The organism is Streptomyces sp. NBC_01549 (assembly GCF_026339955.1).
Lineage (GTDB): Bacteria > Actinomycetota > Actinomycetes > Streptomycetales > Streptomycetaceae > Streptomyces.
Genome location: NZ_JAPEPW010000001.1, coordinates 4901694 through 4918179, shown reverse-complemented (window position 1 = coordinate 4918179; position 16486 = coordinate 4901694). Strand labels below are relative to the sequence as shown.

The following is a 16486-nucleotide window of genomic DNA, read 5'->3' as shown; positions in this document are numbered from 1 at the left end:
CTGCGGCCCCACCGCCCTGCCGTTCACCCCGTTGACATCTCCCACAGCAACAGCTCCGCCGGGGTGCCCGCCACCGCTTCCAGGTCCTTGGTCCCGGTGATGCGGGCCGCGTCACCGGGGCCCAACTCCTCGCCGTCCAGCAGCACTTCGCCCCGTACGACATGGACGTACACGAGCCCGGCATCCGGCACCGCCGTCCGCTCCCCCGCCGCCAGCCTCCGCACATGGAGCATCGCCCCGGCCTCGGGGACGGCGTACGGCGTGGAGTCGGCGATGCCGTGGACGACTTCGTAGGACGGTTCGCCGCCGGGTGACAGCGGGGCCAGCCACATTTGGACGAAGACGAGGGGGACCGAGCCGTCGTTGCGTTCCACGTGGCGGACGCCGCCCGCGGAACTGAGGCGCTGGACGTCTCCGGGGCGGACCACCGACTCATGGCCCGCCGAGTCGCGATGGGTCAGCTCCCCCTCCACTACCCACGTGACGATCTCGGTGTGACTGTGTGGGTGTTCGTCGAAGCCGGCGCCGGGCGCGAGCCACTCCTCGTTGCAGGCGATCACCGCACCGAAGCGGAGGTTGTCGGGGTCGTAGTGCGGTCCGAAGGAGAAGGCGTGGAAGGAGGTGATCCCGGCGTCCGGGTCACCTCCGTGGTAGCGCTCGTCCGCGCGCCGTACGTCCATCAGATCCGCTCGTTCCGCCGTCGTCGCCGTACGTCCGTCACAACGAACACCTTGACTTGTACCTCGGGCTGAAGCCCGAGGATTCTGGCCGTCCCGCTCGTTGCTGTGCCGCTACGCGGCACTTGTTTCAGGCGGGATTCCATGACTTCCTGTTTCTTCGCGCTGTGCCAGAACGGGTTCTGGTCCTACCGGCGCTCCGCAGGCCGATGCCGCCAGTCCGGCGGCCTGTTTGACGTTCTTGGCGGCATTGACATCCCGGTCATGGACCGTACCGCAGGCTGGACAGGTCCACTCCCGCACATCCAGGGGCTTGGGCCCGTCGCAGTGGCCGCAGGCGGAGCACACCTGGCTGGTGGGCTCGAACCGGCCGATCTTCACGAAGGTCCGCCCGTACCGTTCCGCCTTGTAGGCGAGCATGGCCACGAACTGGGACCAGCCCGCATCGTGCACGCTCTTGGAGAGCCTTGTGCGCGCGAGCCCCGCGACCGCCAGGTCCTCCACCGCGACCGATTGGTTCTCTCGGATCAGCTTCGTGGACAACTGGTGGTGGAACTCTGTTCGCGCGTCCGTCACTCTCGCGTGGACGCGGGCGACCTTGACCCGGGCTTTTTCCCGGTTCCTGGACCCCTTCTGTTTGCGGGACAACTCCCGCTGGGCTTTCCTGAGTTTCTTCTCCGCACGGCGCAGAAACCGCGGCGAGTCGATCTTCGTGCCATCCGAGAGGACGGCGAAGTGCGTCAGGCCCAGGTCGATACCGATAGCGCGGTCGGGGTCCGGCTCACGCCAGCGGGCCCGGTCGGCTGCCGGATCAGTGTCGATGACAAAGCTGGCGAAGTACCGTCCGGCCGCGTCCTTGATCACCGTCACACTCGACGGGGTTGCAGGCAACTCCCGTGACCACTTGACCTTGATGTCGCCGATCTTCGGCAGGGACAGACGCCCGTTGCCAGTGATCTTCCAGCGGGCGTTCGCGGTGAACCGGATCGCCTGCCGCCGGTCCTTGCGGGACTTAAACCGGGGCCGGCCCAGCCTCGGGCCCTTCCGCTCGTCGTTGACGGAGGCGTAGAAGTTCCGGTAGGCCGCCTCCACATCGCGCAGTGCCTGCTGCAGGACCACCGCCGAGACATCGGCGAGCCAGGCGCGTTCCGGGGTGTGCTTGGCCCTGGTGATCAGCGTCTGGGACAGGGTGGCCAATGCCGGGAACGGCTCCCCGGCCGTTCGGGCGTCCTCACGGGCGCGCACCGCGTCGTTGAACACGACACGGGCGCACCCGAACGCCCGGGCCAGCGCACCACGCTGACCAGGCTCCGGGTACAACCTGAAGGCGTACCGAAGCTGCATTCGGCGATCGTACGAACAGGCCACACCCGACGTCGCCGGGAACAAATGTTCCCCACCTCACCCGTGCCACCAGCACGGCCCGGCTCCGCCGGAACAACATCACAGCGCACCCCGCCAAATGCTGGAACGACGTGGCCCCGCACGCATCCCACTCCATGGACAGGCCGCCGTGACGCTCCGCGTCACCACGCAGATTCGCTTCACGACCGACCGGGCTGAGGCGTGATGCACTGCAAATGAATCCCAGTGATCCCGCCCCAGCCCCTCCCCCCGCCTACTTGTGACCCGCCGCCGCACGCCTCCGTCCTGATAAGGCAGTCTTGTCCCGTGCCCGAACCCGAATCCAGCAACACCGAGCGCCCAGCGCACGACATCCATACACACTCCGCGACCCTGAAGCGGCTGGAGAAGTCCTCCGGCACTCTCGCCGCACAGGCCATCGCGCGGATGGACGAGACGCTGCCGTGGTACCGGGCCATGCCACCGGAGAACCGTTCCTGGATCGGGCTCGTCGCCCAGGCCGGTATCGCGGCCTTCACCGAGTGGTTCCGGCACCCGGACGCCCCGCAGGCCATCTCCACCGATGTGTTCGGGACCGCCCCGCGCGAGCTGACCAGGGCGATCACCCTCCGGCAGACGGTGGAGATGGTGCGCACGACCATCGAGGTCATGGAGAGCGCGATCGACGAGGTCGCCGCCCCGGGCGACGAGTCCGTACTGCGCGAGGCACTGCTCGTGTACGCGCGGGAGATCGCCTTCGCCACCGCCCAGGTGTACGCGCAGGCGGCCGAGGCGCGGGGCGCCTGGGACGCCCGCCTCGAATCGCTCGTCGTGAACGCCGTGCTGTCCGGCGAGGCCGACGAGGGTGCCGTCAGCCGGGCCGCGGCCCTCGGGTGGAACTCGCCCGAACATGTCTGCGTGGTGCTGGGTACGGCGCCCGACGGTGACAGCGAACTGACGGTCGAGGCGATCCGGCGGGCGGCCCGGCACGCCAAACTGCAGGTGCTCACCGGTGTGCTCGGGGACCGGCTCGTGGTCATCGCGGGGGGTAACAACAATCCGCTCGGGGTCGCGAAGTCGTTGATCGGGCCGTATGCCGCCGGGCCCGTCGTCGCGGGGCCGATCGTGTCCGATCTGCTCGCCGCGACCCGCTCCGCGCAGGCCGCCGCCGCCGGGCTGAAAGCGTGTTTCGCCTGGCAGGACGCCCCGCGCCCGGTTCTGGCGGACGATCTGCTGCCGGAGCGCGCTATCGCAGGAGACCCCTCGGCCCGCGAGCAACTGGTGGAGGAGATCTACAGACCGCTCGAGGAGGCCGGCTCCGCGCTGCTGGAAACGCTCAGTGTCTATCTGGAACAGGCGAGCAGTCTCGAAGGCGCGGCCCGGATGCTCTTCGTTCACCCCAACACCGTTCGCTACCGGCTGCGACGTGTGACTGACGTCACCGGTTGGTCGCCTTCGGATGTACGATCCGCGTTCACACTGCGGATCGCGCTGATCCTGGGGCGTCTGGCTGATGGGGATCCTCAAGCCTAGCCTTTTGTCGGGGCCCTACAATTCCCCTTCGTGTTCTTCGTCCCTGTCCCCACGGGCGGCCGTGGCCGTCCACAAGAGAGAGTGTGAGAGTGCTCGTACTCGTCGCTCCCGGCCAGGGCGCTCAGACGCCTGGCTTCCTGACCCCTTGGCTCGATCTCCCCGGTGCCGCCGACCGTCTCGCCGCGTGGTCGGACGCCATCGAGCTCGACCTTGCCCGCTACGGCACCCAGGCAGACGCGGACGAGATCCGGGACACGGCTGTCGCGCAGCCGCTCCTGGTCGCCGCCGGTCTCCTGTCCGCCGCGGCGCTCGGTGATGTCTCCGAGCTCGGCCCCGGCGCCGTCGCCGGTCACAGCGTCGGTGAGATCACCGCGGCCGCGTTCGCGGGCGTGCTCGACGCCACGGCCGCGCTGAAGCTCGTGCGCACCCGGGGCCTGGCGATGGCCGAGGCCGCCGCGATCACCAAGACCGGCATGTCGGCGCTGCTCGGCGGGGACCCCGAGATCACGGTCCCGCACCTGGAGAAGCTCGGTCTGACGCCGGCGAACGTGAACGGCGCAGGCCAGGTAGTGGCCGCCGGCACGCTGGAGCAGCTGGCCGCCCTGGAGGCGGACAAGCCCGAGGGCGTCCGCCGGGTGGTGGCCCTGAAGGTCGCCGGCGCGTTCCACACGCATCACATGGCGCCCGCGGTCGCGACGTTGGCGCAGGCCGCCGAGGCCCTGAACCCCGCGGACCCGAAGGTCGCGTACGTCTCGAACAAGGACGGCAAGACCGTCACGACCGGCGCCGAGGTCGTACAGCGACTGGTCGGCCAGGTCGCGAACCCGGTCCGCTGGGACCTGTGCATGGAGACCTTCCAGGAGCTCGGCGCGACCGCCCTGATCGAGGTCTGCCCGGGCGGCACCCTCACCGGGCTGGCCAAGCGTGCGCTGCCGGGTGTGAAGACCCTGGCGCTGAAGACCCCCGACGACCTCGACGCGGCTCGCGAGCTCATCGCAGAGCACGCCTCCGCATAAGGAGCCGACAGAGCATGTCGAAGATCAGGCCCAGCAAGGGCGCCCCGTACGCGCGGATCCTGGGCGTGGGCGGCTACCGTCCTGTCCGGGTCGTGCCGAACGAGGTGATCCTCGAGACGATCGACTCCTCGGACGAGTGGATCCGCTCGCGCTCCGGCATCGAGACCCGGCACTGGGCCTCCGACGAGGAGACCGTCGCCGCGATGTCGATCGAGGCGTCCGGCAAGGCCATCGCCGACGCCGGGATCAACGCCGAGCAGATCGGCGCCGTGGTCGTCTCGACCGTCTCGCACTTCAGCCAGACCCCGGCCGTCGCGACGGAGATCGCCGACAAGCTCGGCACGCAGAAGGCCGCCGCCTTCGACATCTCGGCCGGCTGCGCGGGCTTCGGCTACGGCCTCACGCTCGCCAAGGGCATGATCGTCGAGGGTTCGGCGGAGTACGTCCTCGTCATCGGCGTGGAGCGGCTGTCCGACCTGACCGACCTGGAGGACCGTGCGACGGCCTTCCTGTTCGGTGACGGCGCGGGCGCGGTCGTCGTGGGCCCCTCCCAGGAGCCGCACATCGGCCCGACCGTGTGGGGCAGCGAGGGCGACAAGTCCGGCACGATCAAGCAGACCGTGCCGTGGGACGAGTTCCGCGCCTCGGACCTGTCCCAGCTGCCCCGCGACTCCAAGGGCGAGATCAAGTTCCCTGCGATCACGCAGGAGGGCCAGGCGGTCTTCCGCTGGGCCGTGTTCGAGATGGCGAAGGTCGCCCAGCAAGCGCTGGACGCGGCCGGAATCACCGCGGACGACCTGGACGTCTTCATTCCCCACCAGGCCAACGAGCGGATCATCGACTCGATGGTGAAGACGTTGAAACTGCCGGAGCACGTCACGGTCGCGCGTGACGTACGCACCACCGGCAACACCTCGGCCGCCTCGATCCCGCTCGCGATGGAGCGGCTTCTGGCGACCGGCGAGGCGAAGAGCGGCGACACCGCGCTCGTCATCGGCTTCGGGGCGGGTCTCGTGTACGCCGCGACGGTCGTTACTCTCCCCTAGGCACTCCGTGCCGGATCATCCGGTCCGTACGGAATACCGCCATCCCTCTCTGGATACACACCGAAGGAGCGCCTGACATGGCCGCCACTCAGGAAGAGATCGTCGAAGGTCTCGCCGAGATCGTGAACGAGATCGCCGGGATCCCCACCGAGGACGTCCAGCTGGACAAGTCCTTCACCGACGACCTGGACGTCGACTCGCTGTCCATGGTCGAGGTCGTCGTCGCCGCCGAAGAGCGCTTCGACGTCAAGATCCCGGACGACGACGTCAAGAACCTCAAGACCGTCGGCGACGCGACCGACTACATCCTCAAGCACCAGGCCTGATCCTGCGATCGGGCCCGGTTCGCCCGGCCCGGTCCATCGATCAGTCCGTTGCCCCGCCACCCGGCGGTGGCGCCGCTGAATCCTCGTATTTGGAGAAAGAATTCCCGTGAGCTCGACCAATCGCACCGTGGTCGTCACCGGTATCGGCGCAACCACACCGCTGGGTGGCGACGCAGCCTCTACCTGGGAGGGCCTGATCGCCGGCAAGTCCGGTGTCCGCCCCCTGGAGCAGGACTGGGCCGCCGACCAGGCGGTCCGTATCGCGGCGCAGATCGCCGTGGAGCCGGGCGAGGTCATTCCCCGCCCGCAGGCCCGCCGTCTCGACCGCTCGGCGCAGTTCGCCCTCATCGCCGCCAAGGAAGCCTGGGCCGACGCCGGGTTCACCGACAGGGCCGGCGACGACCCCTCCGTCGACCCGGACCGGCTCGGCACCGTCATCGCCTCCGGCATCGGTGGCGTGACGACCCTGCTCGACCAGTACGACGTGCTGAAGGAGAAGGGCGTCCGCCGCGTCTCCCCGCACACCGTCCCCATGCTCATGCCGAACGGCCCGTCCGCCAACGTGGGCCTGCTCGTCGGCGCCCGCGCCGGCGTGCACACCCCGGTCTCCGCCTGCGCCTCGGGCGCCGAGGCCATCGGCTACGCCATCGAGATGATCCGCACCGGGCGCGCCGACGTCGTCGTCGCCGGTGGTACGGAGGCGGCGATCCACCCGCTGCCCATCGCCGCGTTCGGCAACATGATGGCGATGTCCAAGAACAACGACGACCCGCAGGGCGCCTCGCGCCCCTACGACGTCGCCCGTGACGGCTTCGTCCTCGGTGAGGGCGCCGGTGTCCTCGTCCTGGAGTCCGCCGAGCACGCCGCGGCGCGCGGGGCCCGGGTGTACGCGGAGGCGGTCGGCCAGGGCATCTCCGCCGACGGCCACGACATCGTGCAGCCGGAGCCGGAGGGGCGTGGCATCTCCCACGCCCTGCAGAACCTGCTCGACAACACCGACCTGGACCCGGCCGAGATCGTGCACGTGAACGCGCACGCGACGTCGACGCCCGCCGGTGACGTGGCCGAGCTGAAGGCGCTGCGCAAGGTCTTCGGTGACGACGCGGACCACATGGCGGTCTCGGCGACGAAGTCGATGACCGGTCATCTCCTCGGTGGCGCGGGTGGTGTGGAGTCGGTGGCGTCGGTGCTGGCGCTGTACAACCGGATCGCTCCGCCGACCATCAACGTCGAAAACCTCGACCCCGAGGCCGAGGCGAACGCCGACATCGTGCGCGGGGAGGCTCGCAAGCTGCCTGTCGAGGGCCGCATCGCCGCCCTGAACGACTCGTTCGGGTTCGGTGGGCACAACGTGGTGCTGGCGTTCCGTACGATCTGAGATTTGCGGTAGCTGTGCTGAACGGGTGTGGCCCGGACTCCCTGGTGGAGTTCGGGCCACATTTGCTTGTTCGTCGGGTGCGGGTGTGTGGGGGCTGGTCGCGCCCACGCGGCGGAGCCGCATATGTCACAGCCCCGCGCCCCTAAAAACAGGGCGCTGCCCCTGAAGGCGACTAAGAGTCAGACCACCTGGTGGAGCCAGCGGACCGGGGCTCCCTCGCCTGCGTAGCGGAAGGGTTCCAGCTCGTCGTCCCAGGGCTTGCCCAGGAGTTTGGCGAGGTCGGACTCCAGGTCGCTCTCGCCGCGCTGGGAGCGCAGGAGGGCGGCGCGCAGACGGTCCTCGGGGATCAGGATGTCGCCGTGGATTCCGGTGACGGCGTGGAAGATGCCCAGTTCGGGGGTGCAGCTGTAGCGCTCGCCCTCGGCGGTGGGGCAGGGCTCGGCGGTGACCTCGAAGCGCAGCATCTGCCAGCCGCGCAGCGCGGAGGCCAGCTTGGAGGCGGTGCCCACCTCGCCCTTCCAGGAGAACTCGGATCTCCAGGTGCCCGGCGCGGCGGGCTGCCGGATCCAGTCGAGGTTGACGCGGGTACCGAGCACGCCCGCGACCGCCCACTCGACGTGCGGGCACAGCGCACGGGGCGCGGAGTGCACGTAGAGAACTCCACGTGTCGTCACTGGGGCCTCCGGACAGAGCGAGACATCTTGTAACTTAGCGGCACGGCAGTGGCAGGGCGGCCACGTGGCGAGGCTACCGTGCGGCGGCGCAAGGAGTGTGACGTACCGTCGGTCCCAGCGCCCAGAAACATTGAGGTTTCACCCAAGGGGACGCGGTGCGACCGGTTGTGTACCGCGGGGTGTCGGCCGACCGGGGCGGACGGATGCCGAGCGATCGTGCTCAACTAACGAGGGGACCAGGGGATGCGTCACAGGAGTCACCGTTCGCGGTTCGTCCTCTCCGTCGCGTCTGCGGCTCTCCTGGCCGTCGCCGTCGCCGGCTGCGACGCCGTCGGTGACAACTCCCCGGCCCCCCAGGACACGACGGCCAAGGCGCTCCCGAAACCGACGCCCAACTGGAACCGCAGCCCGAAGTCGGTGGCCGCCGTCGGGGACTCCATCACGCGCGGCTTCGACGCGTGCACCGTGCTGTCCGACTGTCCGGAGGTGTCCTGGGCGACCGGCAGCGACACGAAGGTCAAGAGCCTCGCCGTACGGCTGCTCGGGCGGGCCGGGGCCGCCGAGCGCAGCTGGAACTACGCGGTGACCGGCGCCCGGATGGCGGATCTCCCCGATCAGATGGCACAGGCCGTCACGAACAAACCGGAGCTGGTGACCGTGATGGCGGGCGCGAACGACGCCTGCCGCTCGTCGGTGTCGGCGATGACCTCCGTCGCCGACTTCCGCGCGGAGCTCGAGGACGCCATGGACACGCTGCGCGGTGCGCTGCCCAAGACCCAGGTGTATGTGTCGAGCGTGCCGGATCTGAAGCGGCTGTGGTCCGAGGGGCGGAGCAACCCGCTGGGCAAGCAGATCTGGAAGCTGGGCATCTGCCCCTCGATGCTGAGCGACGCGGACTCCCTGACCACGGCGGCGATGCGGCGGCGCACGGCGGTGCAGGACCGGGTGGAGGCGTACAACCAGGTCCTGAAGGACGTGTGCGCCAAGGACCTGCACTGCCGCTTCGACGGGGGCGCGGTCTTCGACTACCGCTTCGGCACGGACCAGCTGAGCCACTGGGACTGGTTCCACCCGAGCAAGGACGGGCAGGCACGGCTCGCGGAGATGGCCTATCGGGTGGTGACGGCGACGAAGCCGGTGAGCTAGGGCTTGCCCGGCGGATCCTTGGCCTAGGCTTTCGATCATGCACAGCGAATTCTTCGGCACTCTTCCCGACCGCAGCTCGGTCCACCGCTGGACGCTGGAGCGCGCCGGGGTGCGGGTGCGGATCCTGCCCTACGGCGGGATCGTCCAGTCCGTCGAGGTCCCCGACCGGGACGGGGTGCGCGCGGACGTGGTGCTGGGATTCTCCGACCTCGATGGCTATCTGACACACACGGGGCCGTACCTCGGGGCGCTGGTCGGGCGGTACGCGAACCGGATCGCCGGCGGCCGCTTCGTCCTCGACGGACTCACCTACCATCTGGCGCAGAACAACCCGCCCAACTCCCTGCACGGCGGGGAGCGCGGCTTCGACAAGCGGGTGTGGGACGTGGAGCCGGTCGATCACGGGCTGCGCCTCACCCGGGTCTCCCCGCACGGCGAGGAGGGCTTCCCGGGCCGTCTGGAGGTCTCGGCGACGTACACGCTGGACGAGTCCGGTGCGCTGCGGATCGCGTACGAGGCGGTCGCGGACGCGCCGACCGTGGTGAACCTGACGAACCACACATACTGGAACCTGGCCGGTACGGGCAACGCGGGCGGGCACGAACTCCGGCTGGACGCCTCGCGGTTGACGCCGGTGGACACCGGTCTGATCCCCACCGGGGCGCTGGACCCCGTGGACGGGACGCGGTTCGACTTCCGTACGGCGCGGAAGGCCGGCGCCGGCTACGACCACAACTTCGTGCTCGACAAGGGGCTCACCCAGAGCCCGGTCGAGGTCGCCGAGCTGCACGACCCGTCCTCCGGGCGGACGCTGACCGTCGCGACCACCGAGCCCGGGCTCCAGCTGTACACCGCGGACCACCTGAGCGACCCCTTCGCTCCCGGCGATGGCATCGCGCTGGAGACCCAGCACTTCCCCGACTCCCCCAACCGGCCGGAGTTCCCGAGCACGGAACTGCGGCCGGGCGAGGTGTACCGGTCACAGACCGTGTACGGGTTCGGCGTACGGGGTTAGGGGCTGTCCGGCGGATCAAGTCGCAGGAAAGCAGCGGTGACTGATCAGCCGAGGTGAGCGGGGTCTGGTGCGTCCAACTGCAAGGCGGAGAAGGGAGTCGACGCGATGGGGGTCCCCCCGCTCGAGCGAAGTCGAGAGTGGGGGAGTCGGCGACCGACGACAACGCCGCAGGTGGGCGTGCCAGACCCCGCGTCTGCGGCATGATCCTGATCCGCCGGACAGCCCCCTGGGGCCCCTCCGCAGGCCGGGAGACGACGAACCCCGATCCGGATGTCAGGTTCCGGACCGGGGCTGTCTGGGGTGGTGGACTCGTCCCACGTCAGACGTTAACCGTCGCCGCGACCCGACGGTCGATGATCGAGCGACTGGCCGCAACCTCGTACGAACCCTTCACAAACACCCAGGTGCCGGTGGTCTCGTCCCAGATCTCGAAGGCCCGGCGCGGGATCTCGAGGACGACGTCGACGCTGTCGCCGGGGCCCGCCTCGACGCCCGAGAAGGCGGCGAGCCATCGGGCCGGGCGCCCGGGGTCGGCCTCGAGGGGCGCCAGATAGACCTGGACGACCTCGCGCCCGGCACGCGCACCGGAATTGCGGACACGGACCGTGGCCGTGGTGACGCCACCGCCGGCGCCGCGTCCGAGCTCGATCGACTCGTACGTCCAGTCGGTGTAGCCGAGGCCGTGTCCGAAGGCGTACGAGGGGGTCCTGCCCTCCTTCTCCCAGGCGCGGTAGCCGATGAACACGTCCTCGGTGTAGGGGAGCTCGCCGTCGGCCGGGACCACCTGGGTGACCGGGGCGGCCGTGAGGGATCCCCAGGTGGTGGGCAGGCGGCCGCCGGGCTCGTGGGCGCCCGTGAGGACGTCGGCGAGGGCGGCGCCGCCCTCCTGGCCGGGGAACCAGCTGAGCAGGACGGCCGCGACCTCCTCGCGCCACGGCAGCTCCACCGGGGAGCCGGCGTTGACGACCACGACGGTGTTCGGGTTGGCGGCGGCGACGGCGCGCACCAGCTCGTCCTGGCGGCCCGGCAGTCGCAGGTCCCTCCGGTCGAAGCCCTCGGACTCGACGCGCTCGGTGGTGGCGACCACGACGACGGCGGTGTCGGCGGCGCGGGCGGCTTCGACGGCCTCGGCGATGAGTTCGTCGGGGTCGCGGCGCGGGTCCTGGTGGGCGAGCGTGAAGCCGATCGTCTTCAGTGGCGCGCCCTCGGGGACCACGATGACGTGGCGCAGCGACACCTCGTACGTCTCACCGGCGACGAGGTCGACCCGGGCGCGCTCGACGGGGGCGCCGAAGAAGGTCATGAAGGGGTCGTCCTTCGTGCTGCGCTGGATGTCGTCGAAGTGGACCGTGCCGTCGACGGTGAGCGTGAACGGGCCCAGGCCTTTGATGCCGAGGGTGTGGGTGCCGCTCTCGCGCGGGGTGAAGGTGCCGGTCAGTTCGACGCTGTGGAGGGTGGCGTGGGTGACGCCCTCGGGGAGGTCGTTGCCCATCCACTGGATCTGCCCGTTGGGTGCCGAGCCGGTGCCGATGACCGTGCCGGACCGGTCGCGGCAGACGGCGCGCAGGGTGAACCCCTTGTCGGCGACGGGGAGTTCCTCGTTCGGGTCGGCGCCGACGGCGTACGTCAGGCTGCCCTCGGGGAGGGCGGCGGTGAGACCGTCGAGGGGCGTGACGACCCGGGACGGGAAGACGGTGGCGGAGCCGCCGCCGAGGACGCGGGCGTCGCGGGCGGCGGCTCCCATCAGAGCGACCTTGTGCCCCTCTCCGAGCGGCAGAGCCCCCTGGTTGCGCACGAGGACGAAGGAACGGCGGGCGATCTCACGGGCCAGGGCCTCGCCGTCCACGGTCGCGGGCGGCTCGGTGACGACCGGCTCGGCGCCCTCCAGGATGCCGACGCGGGCGGCGAGCCGCAGGACGTTGCGGACGGCCCGGTCGACCTTCGCCTGCTCGACCTCGCCCCCGCGGACGGCGGCGGCGAGCGCCTCCCCGTACACGGTCCGGGGGCCGGGCATGGCGACGTCGAGGCCGCCCTCGATGGCGCCGGCCGTGGCGCGGGCGGCGGTCCAGTCGGAGACGTTGAAGCCGTCGAAGCCCCATTCGCCGCGCAGGATCTCGTTCACGAGGCGGTGGTGCTCGGTCATCGTGGTGCCGTTGACCGTGTTGTAGGCGGTCATGATGCCCCAGGGGTGGGCATGGGCGACGATGGCCTCGAAGGGGGCCAGGTAGAGCTCGCGCAGGGCGCGTTCGGAGAGCAGGTTGTTCACCGTGAAGCGGTCGGTCTCGGCGTCGTTGGCGACGAAGTGCTTGACGGTGGTGCCGACGCCGCCCGCCTGGACGCCCTGGACATAGCCGGAGCCGATCTCGCCGGTCAGATACGGGTCCTCGCTGTACGCCTCGAAGTGGCGGCCGCCGAGCGGGGAGCGGTGCAGGTTGACGGTGGGCGCCAGGAGGACGTGCACGTGCTTGCGGCGGGCTTCCTGGGCGAGCAGGATCCCGGCCCGACGGGCGAGGGCCGGGTCCCAGGTGGCGGCGAGCGCGGTCGGTGAGGGGAGCGCGATGGACGGGTCGTCGGCGCTCCAGTGGACACCGCGTACGCCGATCGGGCCGTCGGACATGACGAGGGACTCGAGGCCGATCTCGGGCAGCGCGGGCAGCGACCACATGTCCTGCCCGGCGAGCAGCCTCGTCTTCACGTCCAGGTCCAGCTTGCCGAGGGCCGCCTCGACGACCGCCTCGCGGGCCTCGTCGGCCGGTGTGCGCGTTCCCGCCATCTCGGTGCCTCCTCGCTGAAGTCCGTGGACGCCTCCATCCTGCCTCGGTCTCCGGCAAAGGAATCGGAACCGCAACCATCAATTGAGCGCTTCCGGCCAGCCGTTGGCGGGCCCCGGCGCCGAGGGCGGGTTGTCGAGCGTGATCGGCATGGGAAGCCCTCTCAGGCGGAGCGGCGGATGTGCTCGACGGCCTTCGCGATGTCGGCGTTGGCGACGGCCGGATCGGCGGCGGCACGCTTGAAGTGGTCCAACACCGCGTCCAGTACGGGAAGTTCGGCGACCTTCGTAGCGAGGGCGACGTCCTTGGCGGCGAGCGCGGTCGCGAAGTGCACGTCCTCGGCGAAGGCGCGGCCGACGGCGCCACCGAGCGGGCCGTTCGCGAGCGCGGCGCGCGCGACGCTCTCCTCGATGCCGAGCTTGTCCGCGAGGGCCATGGACTCCGCGACGAGGGCGACCCCGCCGAGCACGGCCGTGTTGACGACGAGCTTGAGCGCGGCGCCGGAGCCCACCGGGCCGGTGCGGGTGACGGTGCCGAGATGGACGAGCACGTGCCCGACGCCCGTCACCTCGCCGCCCGCGAGGATGCCGAGCTGCCCGGCGGCCGCCTTGTCCGTGCTGCCCGCCACGGGCGCGTCGACGAACGTCACGCCCTGCCCGAGCCGGGCGGCCAGTTCCTTGACCACGTCGGGGCCGACGGTCGACATCTCCACCCAGGTGGTGCCCCGGCGCAGCTCCGGCGCGATGGCGCCCGCGACCGCGTCGAGCGCGGCCGGGTTGGCGAGCATCGTGATCACCACGTCCGCGTCCCGTACGGCCTCGGCCGGGGACGCGGCGAGGGTGGCGCCCTCCGCGACGAGCGGCTCGGCCTTCTCTGCGGTGCGGTTCCAGACGGTCAGCGGGAATCCCGCGGCGAGGAGTCGGCGCGCCATCGCGGCGCCCATGTGCCCGAGGCCGAGGAATGCGATCTTTTCCATACCTGCGACGCTAGGGCCTGTCCGGCCGATCATGCCGCATACGCGAGGTCTGACACGCACATCTGCCGCGTTGTCGTCACTCGCCGACGCCGACTGGATATCCGGCTCCGCCCGCCCCGAGGGCACCCTGCTGGACGCGGCCCTGCGGCCGGCGACCCACCTGCCCACCTGAGCCACACCTCATGGCGTAGGTCCCCTCCGTCGCGCGATACTGCCGCCGTCCGGCAGCTCCCCACGGCAACGGAAGGCATGAACTCCCTTGACATACATACGCGTTCGGCTCGGTGCAGGCGTACTCGGACTGGCTCTGGTGGGCGGCCTGGCCGCGGCGCCCACCGTGTCGGCGGCAGCGGCGGCTCCCGCCACCGTCGAGGAACAGCGCCTCGATCAGGCCGCTCCCCAGGAGATCCTGCGGCGCTCCGGATTCGACACGGTGGCCCCCGGGTTCGCGCGGGCGCTGGAGCGGGCGGGCTCGTTCGGACAGGCCGAGCGTGTCGTCGTACGACAGGGGGCGCGGCTGTGGCAGCGGGCCGTCGACCGGGCGCAGGGGCGGGGCCCGGCGGGCGGCGACCTGAGCCGCGACGACGACCGGCCGCTGTACTGGGCGCGGCTGGGCATGACGCGCGAGGTGCGGCAGTGGCAGCCGGAGTTCGGCCTCACGGACGTACAACGCACCCGGTTGCTGGCCGAGTTGGAGGAGAACTCGCGCGGCGAGAACACCATCCGCTATCCACGTGCCAAGGGCGTGAAGCGGATCCTGCTCACCGGGTTCGACCCGTTCACGCTGGACCGGGATGTCCGGATTTCCAACCCGTCCGGAGCCACCGCCCTCGCCCTCGACGGCACGACGATCCAGACCGCGGACGGCCCGGCGCGCATCGAGACCGCCGTGTTCCCGGTCCGCTGGCAGGACTTCGCCGAGGGCACGGTGGAGCGCACGCTGCGACGCCAGCTCCCGCGCGTGGACCTGTTCACCACGGTCAGCCAGGGCCGCGTCGGCCGCTTCGACGTGGAGCGGACCAACGGGGCCTGGCGGGGCGGCTTCCCGGACAACGAGAACGTCTCCCGCACCGAGACGATCCCCGTGACCGACCCGGCCTCGCAGCCGCAATGGACGTCGACGACGCTCCCGTACGCGCCGATCGTGGCCGCGGCCACGGGCCGCTTCCCCGTGTACGACCACACGTCGGTGACCGAGATCCCGGCGGGAGGCACCGACGCGGTCGTACGCCCGGACGGCCCGACCCCGGGCTCGACGGCCCGCGCCGGGGGCGGCGGGGACTACCTCTCCAACGAGATCGCCTACCGCGCCACACTGCTGCGCGACCGCCTCGGCCTGCACGACAGCCTGCCCGGCGGGCATGTCCACACGCCCGTACTGCAGTTCGGCACCGGCAACACGGACCCGGCGACGGGGACGGTCACCGACCCCGAGTTCGTTCGGAACCGGCTGGACATCATCGCCCAGGTGCGGGCGATCGTGACGGTGGCCGCGGACGCGAGCGCGTCGGTCGTCAGCGGGACGGGGCGAACGCGGGGGTGACGCCGATCACGCGGTGGCGCGTTGTTCGTGGTTGCCGTGGTTGTCGTGATCGTCATGGTTGTCGTCCGGCTCGCCCGTTTCCTCGTCCAGCAGGTCGCGGGCCATCAGCGTGGCGCCCGCCACGGCGCCCGGCATCAGGAAGACGGCGACGAACGGGACCAGGAAGGCGAGGCCCAGCGGGGTGCCGAAGCCCCAGACCAGCATCTTGCGGGAGCGGAGCAGGGCGAGGCGGTCGCGGAGCTCGACGCCCCGGCGCTGGAGGGCGACCGCGGCCAGTTCCTCCGTGAGGAAGAAGCCGGTGACGAAGAAGCCGATCACGGGGACGACGGTCTGGCCGATGAACGGGACGAAGCCGAGGGCGAAGAGGAGGACGCCCCAGACCGCGGCCCGCACGAGGATACGGAGGCTGTCTCGCGCGGAGATCCACAGCTCGCGCCAGAGCGGGAGGCCCGACTCCGGGGCCGTGCCGTCCGGGGAGACGTCCCTGTCGACCTTCTCCGAGAGGGACTCGTAGAAGGGCTGGCCGATGAGGAGGGTGACCGCGGTGAAGGTGAGGACGGCGAGGAGGAGGGCGAGGGCGAACAGTACGGCGGTGAGGAAGCCGCGGAAGAGGCCCAGCCAGGGGCTGGACCAGTCGTCGGCGAAGGGGGTGGACCAGGTGACGAAGTCCTCGCCGTAGAGGGCGAGGGAGACGAGTGCTGCCGCGTACAGAACGAGGGTGATCAGGCCTGGCAACAGTCCGAAACCGTACTGTTTTCCGTGCCGTGCCACCCATCGCTGGCCCTGTATGAGGTAGTTGAACCCCGCCCCCAGATCACGCATGCGCCGAACTTTACCTGGGCTTTGGCTCGCCCCCGCCGCCCCTACCCGTCCCATCCTCAACCTGGGGGCTCCGCCCCCCCCAGCCCCCCGATCGGCCTGAACGGCCTCGTCCTCAAACGCCGGACAGGCTGGAAACGCGGGCCGGAGCGAAGCCCCGCCCCAGGGGCGCGGGGCCGTCACATATGCGGCTCCGCCGCGTGGGCGCGACCAACCCCCACC

General features: G+C 70.7%; 14 protein-coding genes. 8 read left to right on the top strand and 6 right to left on the bottom strand.

Translation table 11 applies throughout. The features are described from left to right. Window positions 1-23: 23 nt before the first annotated feature. Complete coding sequence (locus OG819_RS21790; RefSeq protein ID WP_266650903.1) at window positions 24-680, bottom strand: pirin family protein; 657 nt, start codon at window positions 678-680, stop codon at window positions 24-26. 111 nt (window positions 681-791) lie between these two features. Then, window positions 792-2021 (bottom strand): RNA-guided endonuclease TnpB family protein, encoded by a 1230-nt coding sequence (locus OG819_RS21785; RefSeq protein WP_266650902.1) that lies wholly within the window; start codon window positions 2019-2021, stop codon window positions 792-794. Between the two features lie 327 nt (window positions 2022-2348). Between OG819_RS21785 and fasR the strand changes: the two genes are divergently transcribed. The 5 genes from fasR (at window position 2349) to fabF (ending at window position 7320) form a co-directional block, all read left to right on the top strand. Then, window positions 2349-3554, top strand: coding sequence for a fatty acid biosynthesis transcriptional regulator FasR (fasR, locus tag OG819_RS21780; protein ID WP_266582311.1), 1206 nt, complete (start codon window positions 2349-2351; stop codon window positions 3552-3554). Between the two features lie 89 nt (window positions 3555-3643). Then, complete coding sequence (locus OG819_RS21775; protein ID WP_266634293.1) at window positions 3644-4570, top strand: ACP S-malonyltransferase; 927 nt, start codon at window positions 3644-3646, stop codon at window positions 4568-4570. Between the two features lie 14 nt (window positions 4571-4584). Beyond that, window positions 4585-5616 (top strand): ketoacyl-ACP synthase III, encoded by a 1032-nt coding sequence (locus OG819_RS21770; protein ID WP_266414208.1) that lies wholly within the window; start codon window positions 4585-4587, stop codon window positions 5614-5616. Window positions 5617-5693: 77 nt separating this feature from the next. After that, on the top strand, window positions 5694-5942 hold the full coding sequence (locus OG819_RS21765; protein WP_028800941.1) for an acyl carrier protein: 249 nt from the start codon (window positions 5694-5696) through the stop codon (window positions 5940-5942). Between the two features lie 106 nt (window positions 5943-6048). Next, window positions 6049-7320: a beta-ketoacyl-ACP synthase II gene (fabF, locus tag OG819_RS21760; RefSeq protein ID WP_266650901.1), complete on the top strand. Its 1272-nt coding sequence runs from the start codon at window positions 6049-6051 to the stop codon at window positions 7318-7320. 179 nt (window positions 7321-7499) lie between these two features. Here fabF and OG819_RS21755 read toward each other — a convergent pair whose 3' ends face one another. Beyond that, window positions 7500-7994: a DUF3145 domain-containing protein gene (locus OG819_RS21755; RefSeq protein ID WP_067369479.1), complete on the bottom strand. Its 495-nt coding sequence runs from the start codon at window positions 7992-7994 to the stop codon at window positions 7500-7502. Window positions 7995-8237: 243 nt separating this feature from the next. Between OG819_RS21755 and OG819_RS21750 the strand changes: the two genes are divergently transcribed. Both OG819_RS21750 and OG819_RS21745 read left to right on the top strand, forming a co-directional pair. After that, window positions 8238-9140 carry an SGNH/GDSL hydrolase family protein gene (locus tag OG819_RS21750; RefSeq protein ID WP_266650900.1) on the top strand — a complete coding sequence of 301 codons (903 nt, stop codon included), beginning with the start codon at window positions 8238-8240 and terminating at the stop codon, window positions 9138-9140. A 37-nt stretch (window positions 9141-9177) separates the two neighbouring features. Beyond that, window positions 9178-10155, top strand: a complete 978-nt coding sequence (locus tag OG819_RS21745; protein WP_266650899.1) for an aldose epimerase family protein — start codon at window positions 9178-9180, stop codon at window positions 10153-10155. A 319-nt stretch (window positions 10156-10474) separates the two neighbouring features. Here OG819_RS21745 and OG819_RS21740 read toward each other — a convergent pair whose 3' ends face one another. Next, entirely contained in the window at window positions 10475-12928 is a 2454-nt protein-coding gene (locus tag OG819_RS21740; protein ID WP_266650898.1) for a glycoside hydrolase family 3 C-terminal domain-containing protein, read from the bottom strand. 161 nt (window positions 12929-13089) lie between these two features. Continuing rightward, window positions 13090-13902 carry an NAD(P)-dependent oxidoreductase gene (locus OG819_RS21735; protein ID WP_266650897.1) on the bottom strand — a complete coding sequence of 271 codons (813 nt, stop codon included), beginning with the start codon at window positions 13900-13902 and terminating at the stop codon, window positions 13090-13092. Between the two features lie 259 nt (window positions 13903-14161). Between OG819_RS21735 and OG819_RS21730 the strand changes: the two genes are divergently transcribed. Further along, complete coding sequence (locus OG819_RS21730) at window positions 14162-15445, top strand: pyroglutamyl peptidase (protein ID WP_266650896.1); 1284 nt, start codon at window positions 14162-14164, stop codon at window positions 15443-15445. Between the two features lie 6 nt (window positions 15446-15451). Here the strand turns inward: OG819_RS21730 and OG819_RS21725 are convergent, their stop codons facing one another. Next, window positions 15452-16267, bottom strand: coding sequence for an EI24 domain-containing protein (locus OG819_RS21725; protein ID WP_266624499.1), 816 nt, complete (start codon window positions 16265-16267; stop codon window positions 15452-15454). Window positions 16268-16486: the final 219 nt, after the last annotated feature.

Bases quoted from the DNA above. Each gene is read 5' to 3' on its own strand.
- OG819_RS21790 (WP_266650903.1), bottom strand. From the start codon at position 680: ATGGACGTACGGCGCGCGGACGAGCGCTACCACGGAGGTGACCCGGAC.
- OG819_RS21785 (WP_266650902.1), bottom strand. From the start codon at position 2,021: ATGCAGCTTCGGTACGCCTTCAGGTTGTACCCGGAGCCTGGTCAGCGT.
- OG819_RS21770 (WP_266414208.1), top strand. From the start codon at position 4,585: ATGTCGAAGATCAGGCCCAGCAAGGGCGCCCCGTACGCGCGGATCCTG.
- OG819_RS21765 (WP_028800941.1), top strand. From the start codon at position 5,694: ATGGCCGCCACTCAGGAAGAGATCGTCGAAGGTCTCGCCGAGATCGTG.
- OG819_RS21750 (WP_266650900.1), top strand. From the start codon at position 8,238: ATGCGTCACAGGAGTCACCGTTCGCGGTTCGTCCTCTCCGTCGCGTCT.
- OG819_RS21745 (WP_266650899.1), top strand. From the start codon at position 9,178: ATGCACAGCGAATTCTTCGGCACTCTTCCCGACCGCAGCTCGGTCCAC.
- OG819_RS21740 (WP_266650898.1), bottom strand. From the start codon at position 12,928: ATGGCGGGAACGCGCACACCGGCCGACGAGGCCCGCGAGGCGGTCGTC.
- OG819_RS21735 (WP_266650897.1), bottom strand. From the start codon at position 13,902: ATGGAAAAGATCGCATTCCTCGGCCTCGGGCACATGGGCGCCGCGATG.
- OG819_RS21725 (WP_266624499.1), bottom strand. From the start codon at position 16,267: ATGCGTGATCTGGGGGCGGGGTTCAACTACCTCATACAGGGCCAGCGA.